The organism is Paraburkholderia sediminicola (assembly GCF_046030555.1).
GTDB classification, from domain to species: Bacteria; Pseudomonadota; Gammaproteobacteria; order Burkholderiales; family Burkholderiaceae; genus Paraburkholderia; species Paraburkholderia sediminicola_E.
Window position 1 is genome coordinate 105486 of record NZ_JAQQCH010000018.1, and the last position, 22025, is coordinate 127510.

Here is a 22025-nt window from a genome sequence, read left to right on the forward strand (position 1 = left end):
TCATAAAAGCGCAAAAGAAAACGGCATGCGAAGATGCCGTTTTGACGCAGCCCTTTGACGCGAAACGCTTTATTGCTGCTGCGGCGTTTCACGCACCTTGCGCGGCCGCCCGCGCGGCAGCGGCGAAACGCGCCGGTTCGCGGCCCGCGCCGCCCATTCGCGGTAAGTGTCACTGCCCAAAACCCAGCCTTTCAGGGTGGCCTGCTGGAGCTGACTGGCTTCGCGTTCGTCGAGCGGCTGCTCGCACAGTTCACGGTAAGCCCGCTGCCGTTCGAATGGCGTATTGCCGAGCGACCAGTACAACGGGTGGTCGGTAATCAGACTGTCGAGCGTCAGGCCGATGTGGTGACGATAGCTCGACCATCGGTAGTCCTCGGGCGCGCTCACGAGCCCGGCTCGCACCGGACACATCTCGACGACCCGGCTCGCGAGCAGGAAGTAGCGCTCGCCTTCAATCACCGTGGCACGGTAGCGCCCCTCCCACAAGGTGCCGCGGCGCGCGTATCGCCGGTTGAAGTGCGCAACGTAGCGGCGCCCCACCGCCTGCATTGCCTTCGGCAGGCTCGACTCTTCAGTCGGCGTGACGAGCAGTTGCACAGCGCCTGGCATCAACGCATACGCGTGGATGGATAAGTGATGGTCGCGCGAAGCCGCTTTCAAGCAGTCGATGAAAAGCTCGTAGTCCTGGTCGTCGACAAAAGCGGGCTGCTGATCGAGTCCACGGAGGATGACGTGCTGCGGCTGGTCAGGGACATAGAGACGTGCAAGCCGTGCCATGCTGGAGTATCCAATAGTCGCGTTGGTACATACCCGAAGGTCCGAAGAACCGTGCGCGCCCGGGGTTCGGCGCAGCGCGGCTAAGCCAGAAACCGCGCGGGGCCTAGGGAGAAAGCTCTAACCGCCGCGTATGGTTTGTTTCAAACGTTGTAGTCATAATGAGCGGGCCTTTTCTGGAGGAGCACATATGAAATTAAAACAGGCCGTAACGGGGATCGCGGCGCTAGCCTGCATAAGTACAGCGGCGCACGCGCAATCGGCCGGCAGCTTTTACGTCACGACAGGCTGGTTCCATCTTGCGCCTCAATCGAGCAGCGACCCATTGAGAGTGACAAGCATAGGCGGCAGCCCGACCAACATCACCGAACCCAACACCGGCGCATCACTGAGTTCGGCCGATACTATCGGTCTGACTGCCGGCTACTTCATCACCGATCACATCGCCACCGAATTCGTGATCGGCTATCCGCCTTCGTTCGACCTGAACGGCACGGGTAGCCTCGAACAATTCGGCAAGCTCGGTCAGGCAAAACAGTGGAGCCCGACTCTGCTGTTCAAGTACTACTTCAACGCTCCGACCGCCACGTTCCGCCCGTATCTCGGCGTTGGTGTGAGCCGCATCTGGTTCTCCGACGAAAGGATCACCAACAGCGCATTCGAAGCAAACGTCCTGCATGGTCCGACCAGTGTCACTACGGATAGTTCGTGGGAGCCGGTGTTTAATGCGGGTTTCACCTATGCGTTTAACCAGCACTGGTTCGCGGGCGTCTCGATTTCGTACCTGCCGCTCAGCACAACCGCCAAGCTGAACACCGCGGCAAGCACGCCGGTCGGAACGCTGAATGTGCAATCGCAAACCAAGATCAAGCTGAACCCGATCGTTACCTACGTCAACATCGGTTACCGTTTCTAACGCGTCAGGAAATTGGGGCCGTTAAGTTAGGGTAGTCGAATTTTCGTGGCTTGGACAACGCTGTCATATATCCAATGGCGGCGTTTTTTATTTTGGGCACGGTTCAAGGGACGGTTCGCGACGTGCGGAGGCCGTTCATACAGCGGCAGGCGAGCGTGTTTGTAAATTTGACCCACTGCCGGGTGGACCCGTGCAATATCTGCTGAGGAATGGGCGTCGGCGCCACGCTGCACAGGGGCTGCGGGTTTGGCACCGAAGTTGCGTCCCCAAGGTGTTTCCCGCGTGGCAACGTGAGGTTGCGTGACAGCGTGGGATCTTTTCACCCTCGACGGAGCGACCATGACAGCACTTCCGAACACACGAGACGCCCTCGGCGAATCCTGGACCACCACCAGCCGCCGTGCGCGGCGTATCGCTCGCCATAGCCGCCACGCGGCCGAAGATATTGCAGGCGAACTGCGCCACCTGATGTCGGAGCTGGAGTCCACCCTGGCAGACGGCACCCAGGCAGACGCCGTTGCGCTGCGCGGCAAATTGCGCAAGCAGCTCGACACCGCGCGTGCCCGTTTGAACGATACCCGCGAAGCCATGCGGGAACGCGCCGAAGTGGCAATGTCCGACGCCGACGACTATGTGCACGAAAACCCGTGGCAGACGATAGCGATTGTCGGCGGCGTTGCGCTGATCGCGGGCGCGCTGTTCGCGTCGCGGCTGCGCTAGGCGGGTGGCGCCGAGCGGTTGCACGGAACCCGCCCCCTGAAGCGGCGAGACGGGCCGCCGCGCGCTTTGGTTGCGGGAATGGGATTGCGCCAGCGTTTGATTCCGGTGCTGGCGTCTGCTGGCGCCGGTCCGGCGTCACCGTTCGTCCGCAGGCGCCCATACTCACCAGCCTTATTTCGACGCTGAAGGCGGTCTGCGCCGACGCTTATCGGGCGGCGACGCCCGCTGGCGCCACTTGATCAGTTGTCGTCGATCACGAACAGCCGCTGATACTCCTTCACCGCATATCGATCCGTCATACCCGCGATGTAATGAGCAATCAGGCGCGGTTGTAGCGACGCGTCGGTGGATTGATAGCTGGGTGGCAACAGCCGCGAATCTTCCGTGAACGCATCGAACAGGCCGGCCACCACGCGCCGCGCCTTGTTGGCCATACGCATAACGCGATAGTGGCGGTACAGGTTCTTGAATAGAAAGCGCTTGAGCGCCGCCGCCTGCGCGGCGACCGCTTCGCTATGCGCGACCAGCGGTGGCGCGGCGCGCACCGCGTCCACCGAAACCGGCGCGTGCCTTGCAAGATTGAGCGATGTCGTATCGATCAGGTCGACGATTAGCGTATTGATAATGCGGCGCACAGTCTCATGAATCAGCCTGCGCCCTTCGATCTCCGGGAAATCGCCGCGCGCCGCCGCGTAGTGCGTCTGCCATAGCTCCACTTCGGCAAGCTGCGCCACGGTGAGCAGGCCCGAACGCAAGCCGTCGTCGACATCGTGATTGTTGTACGCGATCTCATCGGCAACATTGGCGATCTGCGCCTCGAGGGAAGGCTGCCGCCCATCCAGAAAACGCTCGCCGAGCGCCCCGAGCCGCCGCGCATTCTCGCGCGAACAGTGCTTGAGGATACCTTCCCGCGTTTCGAAGCAGAGGTTCAGGCCATTGAACGCGCCGTAGTGCTCTTCCAGATCGTCGACCACCGCAAGACTTTGCAGATTGTGCTCGAAGCCCCCGTGTTCGCGCATACATTCGTTCAGCGCATCCTGACCGGCATGGCCGAACGGCGTATGGCCGAGATCGTGCGCAAGCGAAATGGCTTCGACGAGGTCTTCGTTGACCCGCAGATTGCGAGCGACAGAACGGGCGATCTGCGCGACTTCCAGGCTATGGGTGAGTCGCGTGCGAAACAGATCGCCCTCGTGATTCACGAAGACCTGCGTTTTGTACTCAAGCCGGCGGAACGCCGTCGAGTGAACAATGCGATCGCGATCGCGCTGGAATTCCGTGCGCGCGCTGGGCGCGGCTTCAGGATAGCGGCGGCCGCGCGATTGGGAGGAATGTGCTGCATAGGGCGCGAGATGCGCTTCGAGTGCGTCCTGCGACGGCACGCCGCTCGGGGGCGTGCCTGCCGGATCATGCTTTACATCGTCGCTGCGCCTGTCAGTCACCGGGTTCTCCGAAACATGGGCGGCGCCTCGTGACGCTGGTGCGTGAAGCTTCGCTGCAATGCCTTGCCGTTTCTAAACAGCAGCGGCCAGCGTGGCGTGCACCTCGGCATCGGGCGCCTGAGTGATCAGCGTCTCACCGAAACGCTTCAGCAGAATGAATTTAATCGCGCCGGCTTCCGCCTTCTTGTCGACCCGCATGAGTTCGACGTAACGCGAATCGCCGAGCGCAGGGGCACGGGTAGGCAGATGCGCGGCAACGATCACGTCGACGAGACGCTTGCGCGCCGCCTCATCGAGATAACCCATGCGCACGGACAAGTCCGCCGCCATCACCATCCCGCAGCCGACCGCCTCGCCATGCAGCCACTCGCCGTAGCCAAGTCCGGCTTCGATCGCGTGGCCGAAGGTGTGGCCGAAATTGAGAATCGCGCGCAGTCCACCTTCGCGCTCGTCCTGTGCCACGACCGACGCCTTGATCTCGCACGAGCGCTTGACCGCCTCGGCCAGCACTGCCGGCTCGCAGCGATTGAGCGCCTCGATATTTGCTTCGATCCAGCTGAAGAAACCGGCATCGGCGATCGCGCCGGTCTTGATCACTTCAGCGACGCCCGCGGCCAGTTCGCGCGCCGGCAACGTACGCAACGCGCCGATGTCCGCGATCACGGCCTGCGGCTGGTAGAACGCGCCGATCATGTTCTTGCCGAGCGGATGGTTGATGCCCGTCTTGCCGCCGACCGACGAATCGACTTGCGACAGCAAGGTGGTCGGCACCTGGATGAACGGCACGCCGCGCATGTAGCAGGCTGCGGCAAACCCCGTCATATCGCCAATCACGCCGCCGCCGAGGGCGATCAGTGTGGTCTTGCGATCGGCGCGCGATCCCAGCAACGCATCGAAAATCAGGTTCAGGGTCTCGAGGTTCTTGTACGCTTCACCGTCCGGCAAAACCACCGTGGAGACCTGCTTGCCGAGCGGCGCGAGCGCTGCGCGCAGCGTATCGCCGTAGAGCGGGTCGACCGTGGTGTTCGTGACGATCGTGACCGAGCTGCCTGCGATATGCGGCGCGAACAACGCGGTCTGGCCGATCAGATCGGCACCGATATGGATGGGGTAGGCACGCTCGCCCAGTTCGACATTGACGGTAATCATACGGTCCATTATGAAGCAGGATGTTTGGCGACGCCGGCCATCTCGAGCTGCATCAGAACCATGTTGACGAGTCCGTTGACCGAAGGCCGGCCAGTTTCGATCACAAAGTGCGCGCATTCCCGGTATAGCGGATCGCGTACTTCGTAGAGCGCCTCTAGGCGCGCTTTAGGGTCTTCGGTCTGCAAAAGCGGGCGATTCTTGTCGCGCCGGGTGCGCAGCCACAGATCATGGGGATTGGCGCGCAAATAGATCACCACGCCCCGATTTTGCAGCGCTTCGCGGTTTTCCGGCCGCAGCACCGCGCCACCGCCCGTGGCCAGCACGATATTGTCGCGCCCGGTCAGGTCGGAAATCACGTGCGCCTCGCGGTCGCGAAAGCCCGCTTCGCCTTCCAGCTCGAAGATCACCGGGATGCGCGCACCCGTGCGCACCTCGATTTCGTGATCGGAATCGAAGAACGGGCGATCGAGACGGCGCGCAATGGCCCGGCCCACGGTGGTTTTGCCTGCCCCCATGAGCCCTACAAAAAATACATTGGCGTGTGCGTCCCGCGCTTGCAACGGTGTCCTCTGGCTAATCCGGTATGGTTCGTGCCGCAGCTTACTGGCAAAGCGGCTGCCTTGTCGAGCCTGCAGGCCGCCGCTGGACAGCGGCGGCAGCGTGCCCCTAATTTGTCTGAACGACGCGCGGCGTGATGAAAATGGCCAGTTCACTGCGCTGGTCCCGATGAGCCCGATGGCGAAAAAGCGCGCCTAAAACCGGTATTTTGCCCAGGACCGGCACCCGCGTCACATCGTCCCGGTTGTCGGTCGCGTAAATTCCGCCGATCGACACCGTACCACCATCCTCGACTTCGACGCGCGTTTGCACGTGTTTGGTGTTGATCGCGGGCCCGGCGTCGGTCTGCTCGCCGACGCTGTCTTTGGCGACGTCGAGGTCCAGTACCACTCGGCCGTCCGGCATGATTTGCGGCTCGACCTCCAGTTTGAGCGTGGCGCGGCGAAACTGCACGCCCGACACGCCCTGCCCGACTTTCGCCTGATAGGGCAGCTCGGTGCCCTGCTCGACGACCGCTTTCATCCGGTCCGCCGTCACGACCCGGGGGCTTGAGACGATTTCACCACGCCCTTCGGCCTCCAGCGCGCTCAGCTCGATGTTCAGGAGCCGCGTCGCTCCGGCTGCAAACAAGGTCAGCCCGGCGGTGGCGGCGTCGAAACCGGAAATCGGCCGCGCCGACAGATCGTACACGGTGCCGTCCTTGCCGCCCGCCAAACCTCGGGTGGTGCCGTCAGCGTTGGCGGCCGCCATGGAAAGCCGTACGCCTAGATTGCGCGAAAACCCATGCTCGCCCTCGACGATACGCGCTTCGATCAATACCTGACGGGTCGGCCGGTCGACGGACGCAAGCAACGCCGTGATTTGCACGAGGCGTCCTTCGAGATCGGTGACGAACAGCAGATTGGTGCGCGGATCGGCAGTCGCGGCGCCGCGTTTGGACAGCACGCGCTGGTTTCCGGCGCCGGTCAGCAGGCGCCGCACATCCTCGGCGCGCGCGTAGTGCAGCTCGAACGTGCGGCTCGCGAGCGGCTCAAGATCGGCCGCTCGGGCGTGCGCTTCGAAACGCTGCCGCTCGCGAGTGGCCAGATCCGCGATCGGCGCGACCCAGATCACGTTGCCGTGACGCTCCATGGCCAGCCCGTTGACGTCGAGCAAGGTATCGAATGCGGTACGCCACGGCACCTTGTCGAGTCGCAGTGACACGGCGCCGCGTACTCTCTCGCTTGCGACGATGTTCAGTCCGGTGAACTGGGCGAACGCGTTCAGTACCGCGCCGAGTTCGGCGCGCTGGAAGTTAAGCGAGATCGGTTTGTCGTCGGCGGCGAGTTTGGCGTCTGCAGGCGTTTTCGGCGCGTCGCTCAGACGCGCGAGCGGAGGCAGCGGCACCGGCGGCCCTTCGAGCGCCGAGGTTCCGGTTAGGTCGTCGCGCGCGGACGCTGCGGATTGCCTCCGTAGCGGCACTGAGCCGTCTGCGTCGACGGTCAGGTCGTCGGTGCGCCCGATGCCGGCGGCGGCCGCTCGTGATACGCCAGAGTCGGCGGCGGAGTCGTCCACGGAATTGTCGCGGAACGGATTGGGTACTTCCGCAGCGATGCCGCGTGATAAAGGCAGTACGTCGTATCGAGCATCGGGCGGCGCAGTGGCATCGTCGAGCGGCATGTATGCGGGCAGCGGCGGCAGCGGTGGGGTCGAAGCCTGCGCGATGCCAACGCTTATCGCCATGCCTGCGACCAAACTGCGAACCGGGTTGCGAATCGAGCTACGAGCCAGGTTGCGAACCCGGGTGCCACGCATACTTCCAGACAAGCCGTGACACACACCAAGGCCAAAACACACACGCATGCCGATGCGCGACGCAGCGAGACTGAACGGCTTCATCAGCCTCATCAGGACGCCTCCGTCAGTGCCAGTGTCCGGGTCGCGCTGCCGTTGGCTAGCGTGATGCTGAGCGCGTCGAGCCGCGTGACGCGCTCGGTACCGAGCTGCTGCCCGGACGCGACGGTGGTCGCGCCATCCGGCGTATCGAGCAAGGCCAGCCCGCGTGTGCGATCGCGCAGCAAACCAACCAGACGCAGTTGCGAAGCGTCGGGCAGCTGTTCGCCGGACGCGAGTATCTGCGGCAGCGAAAACGGGTCGAAGAATACGATGTCTTCTTCGTCGTCCGAATCGAGACTATCGTCGGCAAACGCATCTGCATTCGCGGTTGAAGGCACCGGCCTCAGCGCGCTGAATACATGCAGCGTTGCTCTCACTGCTAACGAAGCGGCATCGCGGTTTACCGTCACGTCGACGGGAACGATCAGCACGGGCAGATCCGACAGGCCGCGTAGGAATGCCATCAGGTGTACGAAATCGGTGTGCGCGGTGAGTTGTATAGGACGCATGCCTTCGACGCCCGAACCGCTGGCGGCGCCCGGTTCTACCGAAAGCAGGGAGACGCTATTCTGAGCCGCGAGTTCGGACACGATGCGCACATCGTCCGCGGAACTCCATGACGCTGGTAACTGTGCGCCCGGCGTGGCGGCAGCTTGCCGGCGTAGCGCGGGCAATTGCGCCAGCGCGCGGCGTGCATCTGCCAGATGCTGCGTCGCGGCCCCCAGTGCCGTACGGCTTGCCTCGACCCCGCCAAGATCGGCCACAACCCAGCCGTGCGCGCCAAGTCCGAACACCACCACAGCGATCAGCACTGCGACCACCCAACGGCGCCGACGACTCCAGGCCGCGAACGGCAGGCGCACACGCTTCACCCACTGGGAAAAAGAGGGCCGCGCACTTGCCGCGCCGCCGAACTCGACAAAAGTCGTACTCATTTCGCACCTCCTGATTGTGCAGACTTCATGGGACGCTGCGCCGCAAAGCCAGACGTAAGGGCGGTTTTCTGCGGCGGTGGATCCCAGCGCAGATGCGCTCCAAATTCGATGGGGCCGGTAACGCCGGCCGCCGCAACTGCATTGCTGCGGGACGTCGAGCGATGCAGATCGCTCACCTCCGCGCCCCTCACGCCGCGGATCGCGCTCAGGCGCTTGAGCCACTCGGCCGACGCGATATGTCCGCGCGATGTCGCGAGCAACTCTGTCTCGTGCTCGCGCTGGCGCAATTGCTGCAGCACCACGCCATCACCGGGTTCAAAACTCAACGCATCCAGCAGATCGCGCAAATGCGTAAGCGGCCCGGACAAGGTCATCGCACGCGCTGCGCCTTTGCGTTGTTCGTCTTGCGCCCGCAGTAAACTGGCGTGCTCCGCAAGCGGCATGGCCAGTTGCGTGAGCGATTGTTCGATCGACGCGCGCTGCACATCGACCCGTGCTCTTTCAAATGCCTGCCACCCGACTAACACGAGCACGCCCGCAAAGCCGGTGAGCGCGGCGGCAACCCATTCAAGCAAACGCCGTCCGCGCGCGAGCCGCGCATTGCGTTGCCTGTAAGGCAGCAGATTGAAGCCGCCGAGCCACGGCCGTGCGAAGCGCGCGCCACGGGCAGACATTCGCGTGTTCGCGGCCGCCGCGTCCGAACCAGAACGCAGGCTGCGCATCATTCGAGCACCCCACGCAGCGCAAGTCCGAATGCGACCGCGGCAGAAGGCTCGTGCAGCAACGGATCGTGCAGCTGACGTGCGAGCCCGCCAAGCGCCGCACATTCGAACGGCAGCACAGTACAGCCCAATACGTCGGCTATATCCGCAATCGAGAAACCCACGCCGTCGAGCAAATCGATCTCGCCGCTCAACAACGCACAGTCGAGTACAGGGCCGTGGACGAGATCGCGCAGCGCGTCGGCGAGATCGGCGTGTTCGGGCGCCGGGTAGCGCATCTCACCGACCAGGCAATCGTCGACGATGCGCCAGCCGTACACGCCGTCCGCGCCGACCCATAGCGCGACGTAAGGCTCGTGCGGATCGAGTTCGTGGCTCGCCGCGTAACGCATTGCGCGCAAAGCCGCGTGCGGCTCGCCGTCGATCGCGGTGAGTGAGATACCGGCAGTCGCTGCGCATTCGATACGCGCTTCGAGATGCTGGCGTGCGGTTGCGGCGATCGTCACCGAACGAATCGGCGAACGCGTTTCGTCGACGAACCAGTCAACGGCTAAAGCATGTCGCTCGAGACCCGCTATGCGTTCGACTTCGCTCATCACCGCCGGCTCGAGTTCGGCGAGTTCATGGCCGCCGTCGTCCGCACAGCCGCTTAGTGTGGCGAGCTGTGTAAGTGGCACTGTCGTTGTCAACGTGGCCGAGGCGGGCAGCGCCATTGCGCATCGCAATGCCTGCGTCGCACACGCGTGCGGCAGACCGGCGAATGCGTCGCGCAACGCACGCGCCACCGCATGGCGGTCGGCGATCTCCGTGCCGGCCATCGCACCGGCGCCAAGCGGCACCGTGCACGCGTATTCGATGTGCAGCGCGGCACGTGTGCGCGAATGCTGACTCACCACGACCAGACGCACCGCCTGCGAACCCACATCGATTCCCGCAGCAAAACGCTGCGCACCGAGTTGCACACCTTGAAGCCACGAATTTTTGAACGTCATCACGCCCTCCCTCAGACTCACGCGGCGAACCATTCGAACGCGAGTAACGAGGAAGAATTGTGCGCAGCCGCGCCGCCGCGCGACACTCAGCCGAATGGCTAACGTTGCGCGAGGTACGCCCGGCATGCCATCAAAGCGTCTACAGTGAAGTCATTCCTGCGCGGCGCGCCGACTTGTCAAGAACTGTCAGTAAGCATGCCGAAAGCCGAAAAGCGAGACGGCTATAATCGCGGGACTGTTTTTTGGTGCCCATATGCAATCAACGTCTCCTACGTCCCCGCCGCCCGCGCCCCAGAAGCGCAAACGCCCCTTGTGGCTTAAGCTCATCATCGGCTTTGTGGGTCTTATCGTCGCCGGCATCCTGTGCGTTCTGCTGGTGCTCGGTTATGCGCTGGTGGTAGCAACGCCGAACCTGCCGTCGCTCGATGCGCTGACCGACTACCGGCCGAAGGTGCCATTGCGCATCTATACGGCGGACCACGTGCTGATCGGCGAATTCGGTGAAGAGCGGCGTGACATCGTCCATATCCAGGACGTGCCTGACAGCCTGAAGAAAGCCGTGCTGGCGATCGAAGACGCGCGCTTCTACGATCACGGCGGCGTCGACCTCACAGGCATTGCACGAGCCGGCTTCGTCGCACTGACCAATGGTCACGCCACGCAAGGCGCCAGCACAATCACCATGCAGGTGGCACGCAACTTCTTCCTTTCGAGTGAGAAGACCTACACGCGTAAGATTTACGAGATGCTGCTCGCGTACAAGATCGAGTCAAAGCTGACGAAAGATCAGATTCTCGAGGTGTACATGAATCAGATTTATCTCGGCCAGCGTGCGTATGGCTTCGCGAGCGCGGCGCGGGTGTACTTCGGGAAAGATCTGAAGGACCTGACGCTGGCGGAATCCGCCATGCTGGCGGGCCTGCCGAAGGCGCCGTCCGCGTATAACCCGGTAGTCAATCCAAAGCGCGCGAAGATCCGTCAGGAGTACATCCTGCAGCGCATGTACGAGTTGCACTACATCACACAGGAACAATACGAGGAAGCAAGCAAGCAGCCGCTGGTCGTCAAGGGCGCGGGCAAGGAGTTCAGCGTGCACGCGGAATACGTCGCAGAGATGGTGCGGCAGATGATGTACGCGCAGTATCGCGAAGAGGCGTACACGCGCGGCCTGAATGTCGTGACCACCATCGACTCGGCCGATCAGGACGTCGCTTACCGGGCGCTGCGCAAAGGTCTGATGGACTATGAACGGCGCCACGGCTATCGCGGCCCGGAGGCGTTCATCGATTTGCCGTCCGATGCGGACGACCGCGAACAGGACATCGACGACGCGCTGCTCGAGCATCCCGACAACGGCGAACTCATCGCCGCGGTGGTGACGGCGGCGAGCCCAAAGCAGGTGCAAGCCACCTTCATCGACGGCAACGTCGCGACCATTCAGGGCGACGGCCTGCGCTTCGCGCAGTTCGCGCTCGGCACGCGTGCGCAGCCTAATCAACGCGTGCGGCCCGGCGCGATCATTCGCCTCGTGAAGGGTGACGACGGCAACTGGTCGATCACCCAGTTGCCGCAAGTGGAAGGCGCATTCGTTTCGGTCGTGCCGCAAGATGGCGCGATTCGCGCGCTGGTCGGCGGTTTCGACTTCAACAAGAACAAGTTCAACCATGTGACCCAGGCGTGGCGCCAGCCGGGTTCGAGCTTCAAGCCGTTCATCTATTCGGCGTCGCTCGAAAAGGGGCTCGGACCGGCCACGGTGATCAATGACGCGCCGCTCTTTTTCAGCGCAGCGGAGACGGGTGGCCAGGCGTGGGAACCGAAGAACTACGGCGGCGGTTTCGACGGTCCGATGACCATGCGTACCGCACTGCAGAAGTCGAAGAACCTCGTGTCGATTCGCATCCTGAACCAGATCGGCACCAAGTACGCGCAGCAATACATCACGCGTTTCGGCTTCGATGCGGACCGTCACCCGGCTTATCTGCCGATGGCGCTCGGCGCGGGTCTCGTCACGCCCTTGCAGATGGCGGGTGCGTTCTCGGTATTTGCCAACGGCGGTTATCGCATCAATCCGTATCTGATCGCCGAAGTTACCGATCAGCGCGGTATCGTCGTGGCGCACGCGCAACCGCTGGTGGCCGCGCAGAGTGCGCCGCACGCGATCGAACCACGCAACGCGTATGTGATGAACAGCCTGCTGCAAAGCGTCGCGCAACGTGGCACGGGTGCCAAGACCAACGTGCTGAAGCGTACCGATCTCGGCGGCAAGACCGGCACGACCAACGATTCGCGCGATGCATGGTTCGCCGGCTATCAGCACACGCTGACAGCCATCGCGTGGATCGGCTACGACAACCCGCGCAGTCTCGGCGATAAGGAAACCGGCGGCGGCCTCGCGTTGCCGGTGTGGATCGAATACATGGCGCGCGCGCTCAAAGGCGTGCCGGACTACAAGATGCCGATGCCGGACGGCGTGACCGAACTCGGCTCAGAATTGTATTTCGACGACTTCACGCCGGGCCACGGTTTCATCGCGACAGTCGGAATCAGTCAGGCCGCGCTGGATGCCGACGCGAGCGGCGCGTCCGCGGTGGCGCCCCAGCAAGTCGGAGAACAGGAAAAGCAGGACATCATGAATCTGTTCCGCGGGCACTAAACGCGGTGCCTCGAAAGAGGCGCCAAAGTCCGTAAAAAAACCGCCGCGCTGAATGCGCGGCGGTTTCGTTTGGGCGCCGGCTTTACGCTTCGAAGTGAACCGGCTCACCGGCCTGCTGCGTCGCGTACTCCGACAGCGCAGCGAAAAATTCCGTGCCGCTGCGGGTATCGCGCCACTCACCGTCGATGAAACGGAAGTGAAAACCACCCGCTTTCGCGGCGATCCAGATCTCGCTCATCGGCGGTTGCAGGTTGACGATGATCTTCGTGCGGTTCTCGAATTCGAGGGTCAGGACATTGCCGCTGCGCTCGAGTTCGATGTCGGCTTCCGTGTCGTCGAGCGCGCGTTCGATGGCGGCTAGCGCGGCTTCCGCGCGGGTCAGGTAATCACTATCGGACATGCTAAACTCCATCGATTATTTATTCAGGGACAGTCATGCGAGTCGTATCTCGGATGCGCGCTGCGGCGCCCGGCCGCGCGATTGTAGCGGGTTTAGCCATTCTCGCAGGTTGTGCACTTGCCGGCTGCGGGCAACGTGGTTCGCTCTATTTGCCCACCGTTCCGCCGCTACCGGCCAAGCCGGTCACTCGCACGGAACCGCCGCCGTCAGCATCGCCGGCTGAAGTGAAACCGGGCGCGGAAACCGCCACCCCGATGGGTGAGGTCCCGGATACGTCGGGCGCACCGCTCTCGTTGTCGCCGGAAACCGAACTCGCTGCGCCGCCCGCGTCTGCCGCATCCGCTGCTACCCCTGCGCAACCTGCCTCCGCCGCCACTCCCGTTCAATAAGACTTTCGCATGACTCGATCCGCATTTGACTACGTCGACGGCGTGTTGCACGCCGAAGGCGTGTCCGCCGTCTCACTCGCCGAGCAGTTCGGCACGCCGCTGTACGTCTATTCGCGCGCCGCGCTGACCGAAGCGTGGAATGCCTACGCAGGCGCTTGCGCCGGGCGCCGCGCGACGGTCCATGTCGCTGTCAAGGCCAATAGCAATCTCGCGGTGCTGAACGTATTCGCGCGCCTCGGCGCCGGCTTCGACATCGTGTCGGGCGGCGAACTGGCACGTGTGCTGGCTGCGGGCGGCAAAGCGGAAAACACCGTGTTTTCCGGCGTCGGCAAGAATGCGGACGAAATGCGTCAGGCACTCGCAGCCGGCGTCAAATGCTTCAACGTCGAATCGATTCCCGAGCTCGACCGCCTGAACGCGGTTGCGGCGGAAATGGGCAAAAAAGCGCCCGTCTCGCTGCGCGTGAATCCGGACGTCGACGCGAAAACGCATCCGTATATTTCCACTGGTCTGAAGTCGAACAAGTTCGGCGTCGCGTTCGAAGATGCACGCGCTACGTATCAAGCCGCCGCGGCGATGACGCATCTCGACGTAGTCGGCATCGACTGTCATATCGGCTCGCAGATCACTGAGGTCTCACCGTATCTGGACGCGGTCGACAAGGTTCTCGAACTGGTCGAACAGATCGAGCAGGACGGCGTGAAGATTCGCCATATCGACGTAGGCGGCGGTCTCGGCATCACGTACGACGACGAAACCCCGCCGGAAATCGGCGACTTCGTGCGCACCGTGCTGGATCGCATCGAAGCACGCGGTCACGGGCATCGCGAGGTGTATTTCGAGCCGGGCCGTTCGCTGGTCGGCAATGCGGGCGTGCTACTCACGCGTGTCGAGTTTCTGAAGCCAGGCGCGGAAAAGAACTTCGCCATCGTGGACGCGGCGATGACCGATCTGGCACGCCCTGCCATGTACGAGGCGTATCACGCGATCGAGGCAGTTGTTAAGCGCGACGTGCCCGCCCATGTGTACGACGTGGTCGGCCCGGTTTGCGAAAGCGGCGACTGGCTGGGTCGTGAGCGTCTGCTGGCGGTCGAACCGGGTGATCTGCTGGCGATTCGCTCGGCTGGCGCGTATGGCTTCGTGATGAGCTCGAACTACAACACCCGTCCGCGTGCGGCCGAGGTAATGGTTGATGGTACACAGGTGCATATCGTTCGCGCTCGCGAAGAGATCAAGCAGCTGTTTGCGGGCGAAACGATCTTGCCGGCGTAAACGTCCAGAGCTTAAGCAGCATAAAAAAGGCGATGCCGCTTCGGCGTCGCCTTTTTCTATTTGTGCGCTGTACCTGATGGTCAGCGCGTTTTTAAACTCCGCTCGCGCAGCCATACGAGCAAACGCCACCCCAACAACGCGACCATGATCGCGCCGTAGATCCTCGGCAAGACCAGATCGTGCTTGCCCGCCTTCATCCACCAGAAGTGCAGGATCGCGAGCGCGCCGATCGCATAGATCGCCCGATGCAACGTCTGCCAGCGGCGTCCAAGTTTGCGCACCATCGCGCGCGGCGACGTGACGGCCAACGCGATCAGCAGCACGAATGCAGCGAAGCCCACGGTAATGAACGGCCGCTTGCCGATGTCCTTGAGAATCGCGGCGACATCGAACCACTTGTCGAACCACAGGTAAGTGGTGAAGTGCAGCGTCGCGTAGAAAAATGCGTAGAGGCCGAGCATCCGGCGAAAACGGGCCAGTGCGGTGATGCCGGTCAGTCGACGCAACGGCGTCACGGCCAACGTGATGCAAAGAAAGACAAGCGTCCACAGACCCGTCGAGCGCGTAATAAACTCGATCGGATTCGCGCCAAGCCGATCGGTCACGCCAAACAGCACGATGCGCGCGAGCGGATACCACGCCGCGATAAATACCGCGATCTTGACCGGCACGATCCAGCGCGCGCCGCCTGCCGGGCGTTTCGCCATGGTCGACGCCTGCGCTGCTCGCGGCGCTTTGCGTTCGGGTTGAGTAACAGGTTGCGTATCGGAAGCCATGGTTACGTCGCTCAAAAATTCTTCTTCAGGTCCATGCCCTGATACAGCGATGCGACCTGATCGCCGTAGCCATTGAACATCAGGGTCTTGCGTTTGGGCGTGAAGAAACCGTCTTCGCCGATGCGTCGCTCGGTGGCCTGGCTCCAGCGCGGGTGATCGACGTTCGGATTCACGTTCGAATAGAAACCGTATTCGTTTGATGCGTACGTATTCCAGCTGGTCGGCGGCTGCTTGTCGAGGAAGCGGATTTTCACCAGCGACTTCGCGCTCTTGAAGCCGTATTTCCATGGCACCACCACCCGGATCGGCGCGCCATTCTGATTCGGCAGCACCTGACCGTAGAGGCCCATCGTCAGCAGCGTCAGCGGATTCATCGCTTCGTCCATCCGCAGACCTTCGGTGTACGGCCAGTCGAGTACCGGTGTCGACAGACCAGGCATTTGCGACGGATCGGCGAGCGTGATGAACTGCACGTATCTGGCGTTGCCGGTCGGCTGCACACGCTTGATCAACTCCGAGAGCGGCACGCCAATCCACGGAATCACCATCGACCAGCCTTCAACACAACGCAACCGGTACACACGCTCCTCGAGCGGCGCGAGCTTCAGCAACTCGTCAATGTCGTACACCTTCGGATTCTTGATTTCACCCTCGACACTCACTTTCCACGGATGCGGCCGCAAGGTGCCGGCGTTGTGCGCGGGATCCGCCTTGTCAGTGCCGAATTCGTAGTAATTGTTGTACGTGGTGATGTCCTTGTACGGCGTGATCTTGTCGAGCGCGACGAACTTCGCGTTGGTCTTCGCCGCGAGCTTCTGCGCCTTCGGATCCTGAGACGAATACGCTGCCAACGCTTCGCCGTTCACACCGATCAGACTGCCGAGCGCTAACGCGCCCGCAGCCTGCAATACGCGCCGCCGGTTCTCGAAGACCCGCTGTGGCGTGATTTCGCTACGTGCGATGTCATCGCCGATGAGTTGAATCCTGTCGCTTCGCTTGATCCACATCGTGCTGCTCCTTGCCGGCCCTTCGGCTTGTCGTAAGGGGCCATATTGTTGATCGGCTCGTTTAGCCGCTCGCCCAGTCATCCGTAGGTACTGCTCTAACGAACACCCTGGATGCAGCGAATATTCCGCCAGACGTAAAAAAACCGCCGGTGTGAAACACGCGGCGGTTCTTGGTCGGCTCAGAACGGCAAATCTTACAGCTTGCCGTAGCTATGCAGCCCCGACAGGAACATATTGACGCCGAGGAACGCGAAAGTCGTCACCAGCAGGCCGGTCAGCGCCCACCAGGCCGCGACCGCGCCGCGCAGGCCCTTCATCAAACGCATATGGAGCCAGGCCGCGTAGTTCAGCCAGACGATCAGCGCCCACGTTTCCTTCGGGTCCCAGCTCCAGTAACCGCCCCATGCTTCAGCGGCCCACAGTGCGCCAAGGATCGTCGCGATCGTGAAGAACGCGAAACCCACGGCGATCGACTTGTACATCAAGTCGTCGAGCACATCGAGTGGCGGCAGGCGGTCTGCCAGCACGCCGTGCTCTTTCGCCAGATACGCAACGCCGACCATTGCCGACAGCGCGAAGCTGCCATAGCCGATGAAATTAGCCGGCACGTGGATCTTCATCCACCAGCTTTGCAGTGCGGGAACCAGCGGCTGGATCTGCTGTGCGTCACGAGCAACCGAGTACCACATCAGGAAGCCGACCGCCGCGCCGATCACCAGCAGCACGAACGCACCGAGTGCACGCGTGTTGTAGTGCTGCTCGTAGTACAGATAGAACAATGCCGTGATCAGGCTGAACAGCACGAACACTTCGTACAGGTTCGAGATTGGAATATGACCGACGTCCGCGCCGATCAGGTACGACTCGTACCAGCGCACCATCAAACCGACGAAGCCCATCACCACCGCAGCCCACGTCATTTTCGAACCGATCGCGGCACCGGTCGGCGAGCGCGACAGCAGGCCGATCCAGTAAAAGACGGTGGCGAACACGAAGAGCGCGCTCATCCACAGAATCGCGGACTGGCTCGACAGAAAATATTTGAGGAAGAACGCGGTATCCGCGCGCGCCAGATCGCCGTGATAGATCTGGATCGCCAGCAGCGACAGTGCGGCGATAGTCACCATCAGCGGACGCACGGGCTTCCAGCGCCAGCCCAGTACGATGAACACCGGCACGGCGCAGCACAGCACCAGTTTGTCGTAGTAATTCATGAACGGGTGATAGCGCGACAGCGCGAACCCCGCGCCCGCGACCATCACGACGGCGAACAGCCAGTCGACGACACCGAGCCGTTTCAGAAACGGCCGTTCGTCATACTGCGCGACGCTGAGTGTCTCGCTCGCAAACGCCCGGGGGGGCCGCGAGGCTGATGAAGAGGATGAGGAAGCCTGAGTCAAGTCCATGATCTTACCGGGTCGAATCTTGTGAGCTTGCGGACGGCGCGCCGGCATTGCCGGAGGCGCCGGCGGCGTCGGATGCTTCTGTGAGTTTGGCGCCCAGTGCGGCGCCTACAGCGTCGCGCGTTTGGACGAACTCCTTTTCGAAATCGAGCGTTTTGCGCGCACTCGACATCGCCATCACGACATTCGTGCCGTGATCGGTATCTTTGAGCCAGAACCAGAGGCGCCGTTCGCGGACGTAGAACATCGAAAAGATGCCTAACACGAGAAGCAGGCTGCCAAGATACACGACTTTTTTGCCCGGCGCGCGCGTCAACTGAAATACCGAAGCTTGCACCTGCTTGAAGGAGTCAAGCTGCAAGTAGACCGGCGATCCATACAAAAAGCTGTCGGATATTGCATTGATCGAGCTTTGGATGAAGCGGCTGGCGTCCGCGTTGGCCTGCGCATCCGGTTCGCCCAGCTGCTCACGCGACAGTTGCCACAGGTCCCACGTCGCGCCTTCCAGCATACGCAGGAGCAGGCCGGCAGCCTTTTCCTGCTCGCCCTTCGGCACCGAATGATCAATGAAACCGGCAATCGCCTGGAAGCCGCCGACCGTCTGGCCATTCGGCATCTTGATACTGTTGTCAGCACCGGCAAACAGGGTCAGGACACGCAAGGCGCTTTCTTCCAGATGCTGTTGCAGTTCGGTATTCGAACCTGGCACCGAGCGCAGCGCGAAACGGTGGGCGGCCGCTGCGCGCATGGCCGGATTTTCAAGCGTGGCGCGCAGGTTCATCCATTCCTTGACGGTACCGCCGGTGTCGGCGGGAATACGCAAGTAGCGGAACGGGTCGTCCGGATTCAGGCGCATGCCGGCGAGGAACATCTTTTCGCCGGCTACGTCCACCGGCAGCATGTAGTTGTTGTACTCGCGCGCCTGGCCGTCCTTGTCACGCACCTTGTACTGAACCGACGGGCCGACGTTATGCAGATCGAGCGGTTTCGAGGTCTTCGCGCCCGAGCCGAGGCGCTCGTCGAACGCTTCTTTTAGTGTTCGATGTGCGGCGACGCCACGGGCATCGGTCTGGCCGCTGCCGTTTGAGACGTTTTCGACGTTGATCGCGCGGAAATCGGTGAATTCGACGGTCTGGCCGTCCGCCAGCGGCGAGGCCGTGCTCAACGGCGCATTACCGCCGATCGTGCCGCCGAACGGCGCGGTCTTCGCGCTCGCGCCGGACATCGGGTACGCAGTCATCTGCATCTGCGAGCCGCCATCCTGGAAGCTCGACTGATAAATCGACACGCCGTCGTAGGTGAACGGCTTGTTCACTTCGACTCGCGCCGGCACACGTGCGCCGGTCTTATGGTCGACCACGACGATGTCGCTCGCGAACAGCTTCGGCATGCCGGTCGAGTAGTAGTCAACGATGAACTTGTTGAGCTCAATCGAGAACGGCAGGTCCTGGATTAGCGAGCCGTCCGGCTGATTCAGAATTGCCGTCGATACATGCTGCCCTTCCGGCACCCACGCGTAACCGCGGAACGTCGGGTTCGATTGCGACAAACGATGTTCCGGAGGAATGTCGTTGATCACCGTGTTGGCGCGAATCGGCGACTTGTCGAACAGCCACATTTGCAGCTTGATCGGCAGATTGCTGTCGAGCAGACCACCGAGACAGATCACCACGATCGCAATGTGCGCGGAGATGTAGCCGAATTTGGTCAACGCTCCGCGCTTGGCGGCGATCAGCGTGGCACCGTCCGACTCACGTGTGACGAACTTATAGCCGAACTTGGCGGAGAGCCGGGCAAGCACCGCCGAGGTCTCCGCACGCGTGCCGTGCACCGCGAACTCGCCCTTGTGATGGAACGCGCGCAAGCTGCCTTCGCGAACCTTGTCCTTCCAGCTCTTGGCGTCCGCGACCATTTTCGGCGCATTGCGGATCACGCACAGCGACACCGACACCATCAGGAAGCCGAGAATCAGCATGAACCACCACGAGCTGTACACCGTGTACAGACTCAGCGAGCGGAAAATGTCCGCCCAGAACGGGCCGAACTGATTGACGTAGTTGGGATAGGGGTCGTCCTGCGTGAGGACGGTGCCGATGATACTGGCGATCGACAGAATCACGAGTAGCGCGATGGCGAAACGCATCGAACTCATGACTTCGACGACGCTGCGCGTGATGCGATTGCCTGACTTCGACTGCAAACCCGACGTGGTGACGCTCATTCATACTCCGACTGAACAGCAAAAAAGGGTGAAGGGCTGTCGTAGGCACGACGCCCCCACCCTTTTCTTGTTTTGTACCGGCCTCGCTGGGCCGGTTGCACTTGTGTGCGGACTCGTGAAAACGCCGGGCCGCCCCAAGTTTTCTCACCCCCTCGGGGACCTGACGCGAAGCGACAGGCCTGGGGGCTCTATCTTAGTGCAAGCCCGCGATGTAATCGGCTACAGCCTTGATCTCACTGTCCGACAGACGCGTTGCAATTGCATGCATCGCCTCATTGTTGTTACGTGCGCCCGGACCTTGTGTGAACGCGGTCAACTGCGCCACCGTATATTCGGCCCACTGTCCCGACAGACGCGGATACTGCGACGGAATCCCTTGACCGGTCGGCCCGTGGCAGCTTGCACACGCCGGCACGCCCTTGTCCGCAATGCCGCCACGATAAATCTTCTGGCCCAGCGGCACGGTATCTTTGTTATGCGCGTAGCCTGGCTTCGGGGTCTGCGTCGAAAAATAGGCAGCCACGTTGGCCACGTCCTGATCGGACAGTGCCGCCGCCATGCCCGCCATGATCGCATTGTTGCGTGCGGGCTGCTTGGCGCCAGGCTGCGTCTTGAAATCCATGAGCTGTTTGACGAGGTACTCCGGATGCTGACCCGCCAGCTTCGGATAGGCGCCGCCGGCACTATTGCCGTCTGCACCGTGACATGACGCGCAAACCTGCACCGCGATTGCCTGCCCCCGATTGACGTCCGGCTTTGCCGGATCTGCTGCTCGTGCCTGAATTGCCAAACCTGAAAGACCTGCCGCTACTTGAAACACCATCAGAGTCTTGCACAGTCGATTCATTCGCACACCCTGTCTCGTCTTGTGGGATTTTAGAGGTTTTGCAAGATACGACAGCGACTGAGTGACCCCAAAGAGCCGCCAAGGCACGCGGGCTGGCCCCCTCAGGTTTTCAGTAAACCATCGTATTGTACAATAACTCGCTAATCGCTAAGACGCCAGTCGGGCTTGACCCGTCCCCACTCCGGGTTCCCCGGCGTCTCGAATCCTGGCCTGATCATGTCTTCCTTCCTGCTCCACCAATCCCGTTTTTTCACGACAGTCAATCACCTGCGTGATCTGCCGGCCACCGCGCAACCTGAGATCTGCTTTGCCGGACGCTCGAATGCGGGCAAGTCGACGGCCATCAATATTCTGTGCAATCAGAAGCGCCTCGCGTTCGCCAGCAAGACACCTGGCCGCACGCAGCACATCAATTATTTCTCGGTGGGAAAGGCGGACGAGCCGACTGCGCACCTGGTCGACCTGCCGGGTTACGGTTATGCGGAAGTACCGGGCGCAGCCAAGGCCCATTGGGAAGCGCTGCTCTCCACCTACCTGCAATCGCGCTCACAATTGCGCGGCATGATCCTGATGATGGACTCGCGCCGCCCGTTGACGGATCTGGACCGGCGGATGATCGAGTGGTTCGCCCCGACCGGCAAGCCGATCCATACGCTGCTGACGAAGTGCGACAAATTGACGCGCCAGGAAAGCGTCAACGCCTTGCGTGCGACGCAGAAAGGTTTGGCTGAATATCGTGCTGCCGGCTATCAGGGCGAATTGACCGCGCAACTGTTCTCGGCGCTCAAACGCATCGGTATCGACGAAGCGCACGAACTGATCGAAAGCTGGCTGATCCCCGATGCGAAGGGCGAAACAGACGCCCCGCAGTAACCGCGCGGCTTGTACACGGTAGGCAAAAGTGCCTTTTCGTCCGCCCATAAAAAAACCCGCCGCTTTAACGGCGGGTCAAACAGCCTAATCGAAAAAAACGA

General features: G+C 62.0%; 20 protein-coding genes. 6 read left to right on the forward strand and 14 right to left on the reverse strand.

Annotated features, from left to right (window positions below; translation table 11 throughout):
* Positions 1-69: 69 nt before the first annotated feature.
* Complete coding sequence (locus PQQ52_RS24155; RefSeq protein ID WP_007180173.1) at positions 70-777, reverse strand: transposase; 708 nt, start codon at positions 775-777, stop codon at positions 70-72.
* 187 nt (positions 778-964) lie between these two features.
* Here PQQ52_RS24155 and PQQ52_RS24160 point away from each other — a divergent pair, with 187 nt between their 5' ends.
* Together PQQ52_RS24160 and PQQ52_RS24165 are read left to right on the forward strand one after the other, a co-directional pair.
* A complete protein-coding gene (locus PQQ52_RS24160; RefSeq protein ID WP_408216846.1) occupies positions 965-1690 on the forward strand; it encodes an OmpW/AlkL family protein in 726 nt (241 codons plus the stop codon).
* Positions 1691-2029: 339 nt separating this feature from the next.
* Complete coding sequence (locus PQQ52_RS24165) at positions 2030-2410, forward strand: ElaB/YgaM/YqjD family protein (RefSeq protein WP_408216849.1); 381 nt, start codon at positions 2030-2032, stop codon at positions 2408-2410.
* 239 nt (positions 2411-2649) lie between these two features.
* On the opposite strand, the gene PQQ52_RS24170 is transcribed toward PQQ52_RS24165, so the two are convergent.
* The 7 genes from PQQ52_RS24170 to pilM all read right to left on the reverse strand — a co-directional run bounded on the left by PQQ52_RS24170 (position 2650) and on the right by pilM (position 10083).
* On the reverse strand, positions 2650-3852 hold the full coding sequence (locus PQQ52_RS24170; RefSeq protein ID WP_408216852.1) for a deoxyguanosinetriphosphate triphosphohydrolase: 1203 nt from the start codon (positions 3850-3852) through the stop codon (positions 2650-2652).
* 72 nt (positions 3853-3924) lie between these two features.
* On the reverse strand, positions 3925-5010 hold the full coding sequence (gene aroB / locus PQQ52_RS24175; RefSeq protein ID WP_408216855.1) for a 3-dehydroquinate synthase: 1086 nt from the start codon (positions 5008-5010) through the stop codon (positions 3925-3927).
* Entirely contained in the window at positions 5010-5561 is a 552-nt protein-coding gene (locus PQQ52_RS24180) for a shikimate kinase (protein WP_325043536.1), read from the reverse strand. Before PQQ52_RS24180 ends, aroB begins: the two co-directional genes overlap by 1 nt.
* A 106-nt stretch (positions 5562-5667) precedes the next feature.
* Positions 5668-7281, reverse strand: a complete 1614-nt coding sequence (locus tag PQQ52_RS24185; protein ID WP_408216922.1) for a type IV pilus secretin PilQ — start codon at positions 7279-7281, stop codon at positions 5668-5670.
* 164 nt (positions 7282-7445) lie between these two features.
* Complete coding sequence (locus PQQ52_RS24190; protein WP_408216857.1) at positions 7446-8369, reverse strand: hypothetical protein; 924 nt, start codon at positions 8367-8369, stop codon at positions 7446-7448.
* Entirely contained in the window at positions 8366-9043 is a 678-nt protein-coding gene (locus PQQ52_RS24195) for a PilN family protein (protein ID WP_408216860.1), read from the reverse strand. Before PQQ52_RS24195 ends, PQQ52_RS24190 begins: the two co-directional genes overlap by 4 nt.
* A 47-nt stretch (positions 9044-9090) precedes the next feature.
* Positions 9091-10083, reverse strand: coding sequence for a type IV pilus biogenesis protein PilM (gene pilM / locus PQQ52_RS24200; RefSeq protein WP_408216862.1), 993 nt, complete (start codon positions 10081-10083; stop codon positions 9091-9093).
* 253 nt (positions 10084-10336) lie between these two features.
* On the opposite strand from pilM, the gene PQQ52_RS24205 reads away from it, so the two are divergent.
* Positions 10337-12736, forward strand: coding sequence for a penicillin-binding protein 1A (locus PQQ52_RS24205; protein WP_408216865.1), 2400 nt, complete (start codon positions 10337-10339; stop codon positions 12734-12736).
* Positions 12737-12818: 82 nt separating this feature from the next.
* Here PQQ52_RS24205 and cyaY read toward each other — a convergent pair whose 3' ends face one another.
* Complete coding sequence (gene cyaY / locus PQQ52_RS24210; protein WP_054036574.1) at positions 12819-13136, reverse strand: iron donor protein CyaY; 318 nt, start codon at positions 13134-13136, stop codon at positions 12819-12821.
* Between the two features lie 35 nt (positions 13137-13171).
* On the opposite strand from cyaY, the gene lptM reads away from it, so the two are divergent.
* Together lptM and lysA are read left to right on the forward strand one after the other, a co-directional pair.
* Positions 13172-13525: an LPS translocon maturation chaperone LptM gene (gene lptM / locus PQQ52_RS24215; RefSeq protein ID WP_408216867.1), complete on the forward strand. Its 354-nt coding sequence runs from the start codon at positions 13172-13174 to the stop codon at positions 13523-13525.
* Between the two features lie 9 nt (positions 13526-13534).
* A complete protein-coding gene (lysA, locus tag PQQ52_RS24220) occupies positions 13535-14797 on the forward strand; it encodes a diaminopimelate decarboxylase (RefSeq protein ID WP_408216870.1) in 1263 nt (420 codons plus the stop codon).
* Positions 14798-14877: 80 nt separating this feature from the next.
* Here the strand turns inward: lysA and msrQ are convergent, their stop codons facing one another.
* The 5 genes from msrQ to PQQ52_RS24245 all read right to left on the reverse strand — a co-directional run bounded on the left by msrQ (position 14878) and on the right by PQQ52_RS24245 (position 21051).
* Positions 14878-15573 (reverse strand): protein-methionine-sulfoxide reductase heme-binding subunit MsrQ, encoded by a 696-nt coding sequence (gene msrQ, locus PQQ52_RS24225; protein ID WP_408216925.1) that lies wholly within the window; start codon positions 15571-15573, stop codon positions 14878-14880.
* Positions 15574-15584: 11 nt separating this feature from the next.
* Positions 15585-16580: a protein-methionine-sulfoxide reductase catalytic subunit MsrP gene (msrP, locus tag PQQ52_RS24230; RefSeq protein ID WP_408216872.1), complete on the reverse strand. Its 996-nt coding sequence runs from the start codon at positions 16578-16580 to the stop codon at positions 15585-15587.
* Positions 16581-16774: 194 nt separating this feature from the next.
* Positions 16775-17986 carry a c-type cytochrome biogenesis protein CcsB gene (gene ccsB / locus PQQ52_RS24235; protein ID WP_408216874.1) on the reverse strand — a complete coding sequence of 404 codons (1212 nt, stop codon included), beginning with the start codon at positions 17984-17986 and terminating at the stop codon, positions 16775-16777.
* Between the two features lie 4 nt (positions 17987-17990).
* Entirely contained in the window at positions 17991-20204 is a 2214-nt protein-coding gene (locus PQQ52_RS24240; RefSeq protein ID WP_408216877.1) for a cytochrome c biogenesis protein ResB, read from the reverse strand.
* 193 nt (positions 20205-20397) lie between these two features.
* Entirely contained in the window at positions 20398-21051 is a 654-nt protein-coding gene (locus PQQ52_RS24245) for a c-type cytochrome (protein ID WP_408216927.1), read from the reverse strand.
* A gap of 216 nt (positions 21052-21267) precedes the next feature.
* Here PQQ52_RS24245 and yihA point away from each other — a divergent pair, with 216 nt between their 5' ends.
* On the forward strand, positions 21268-21924 hold the full coding sequence (gene yihA, locus PQQ52_RS24250; RefSeq protein WP_408216879.1) for a ribosome biogenesis GTP-binding protein YihA/YsxC: 657 nt from the start codon (positions 21268-21270) through the stop codon (positions 21922-21924).
* Positions 21925-22025: the final 101 nt, after the last annotated feature.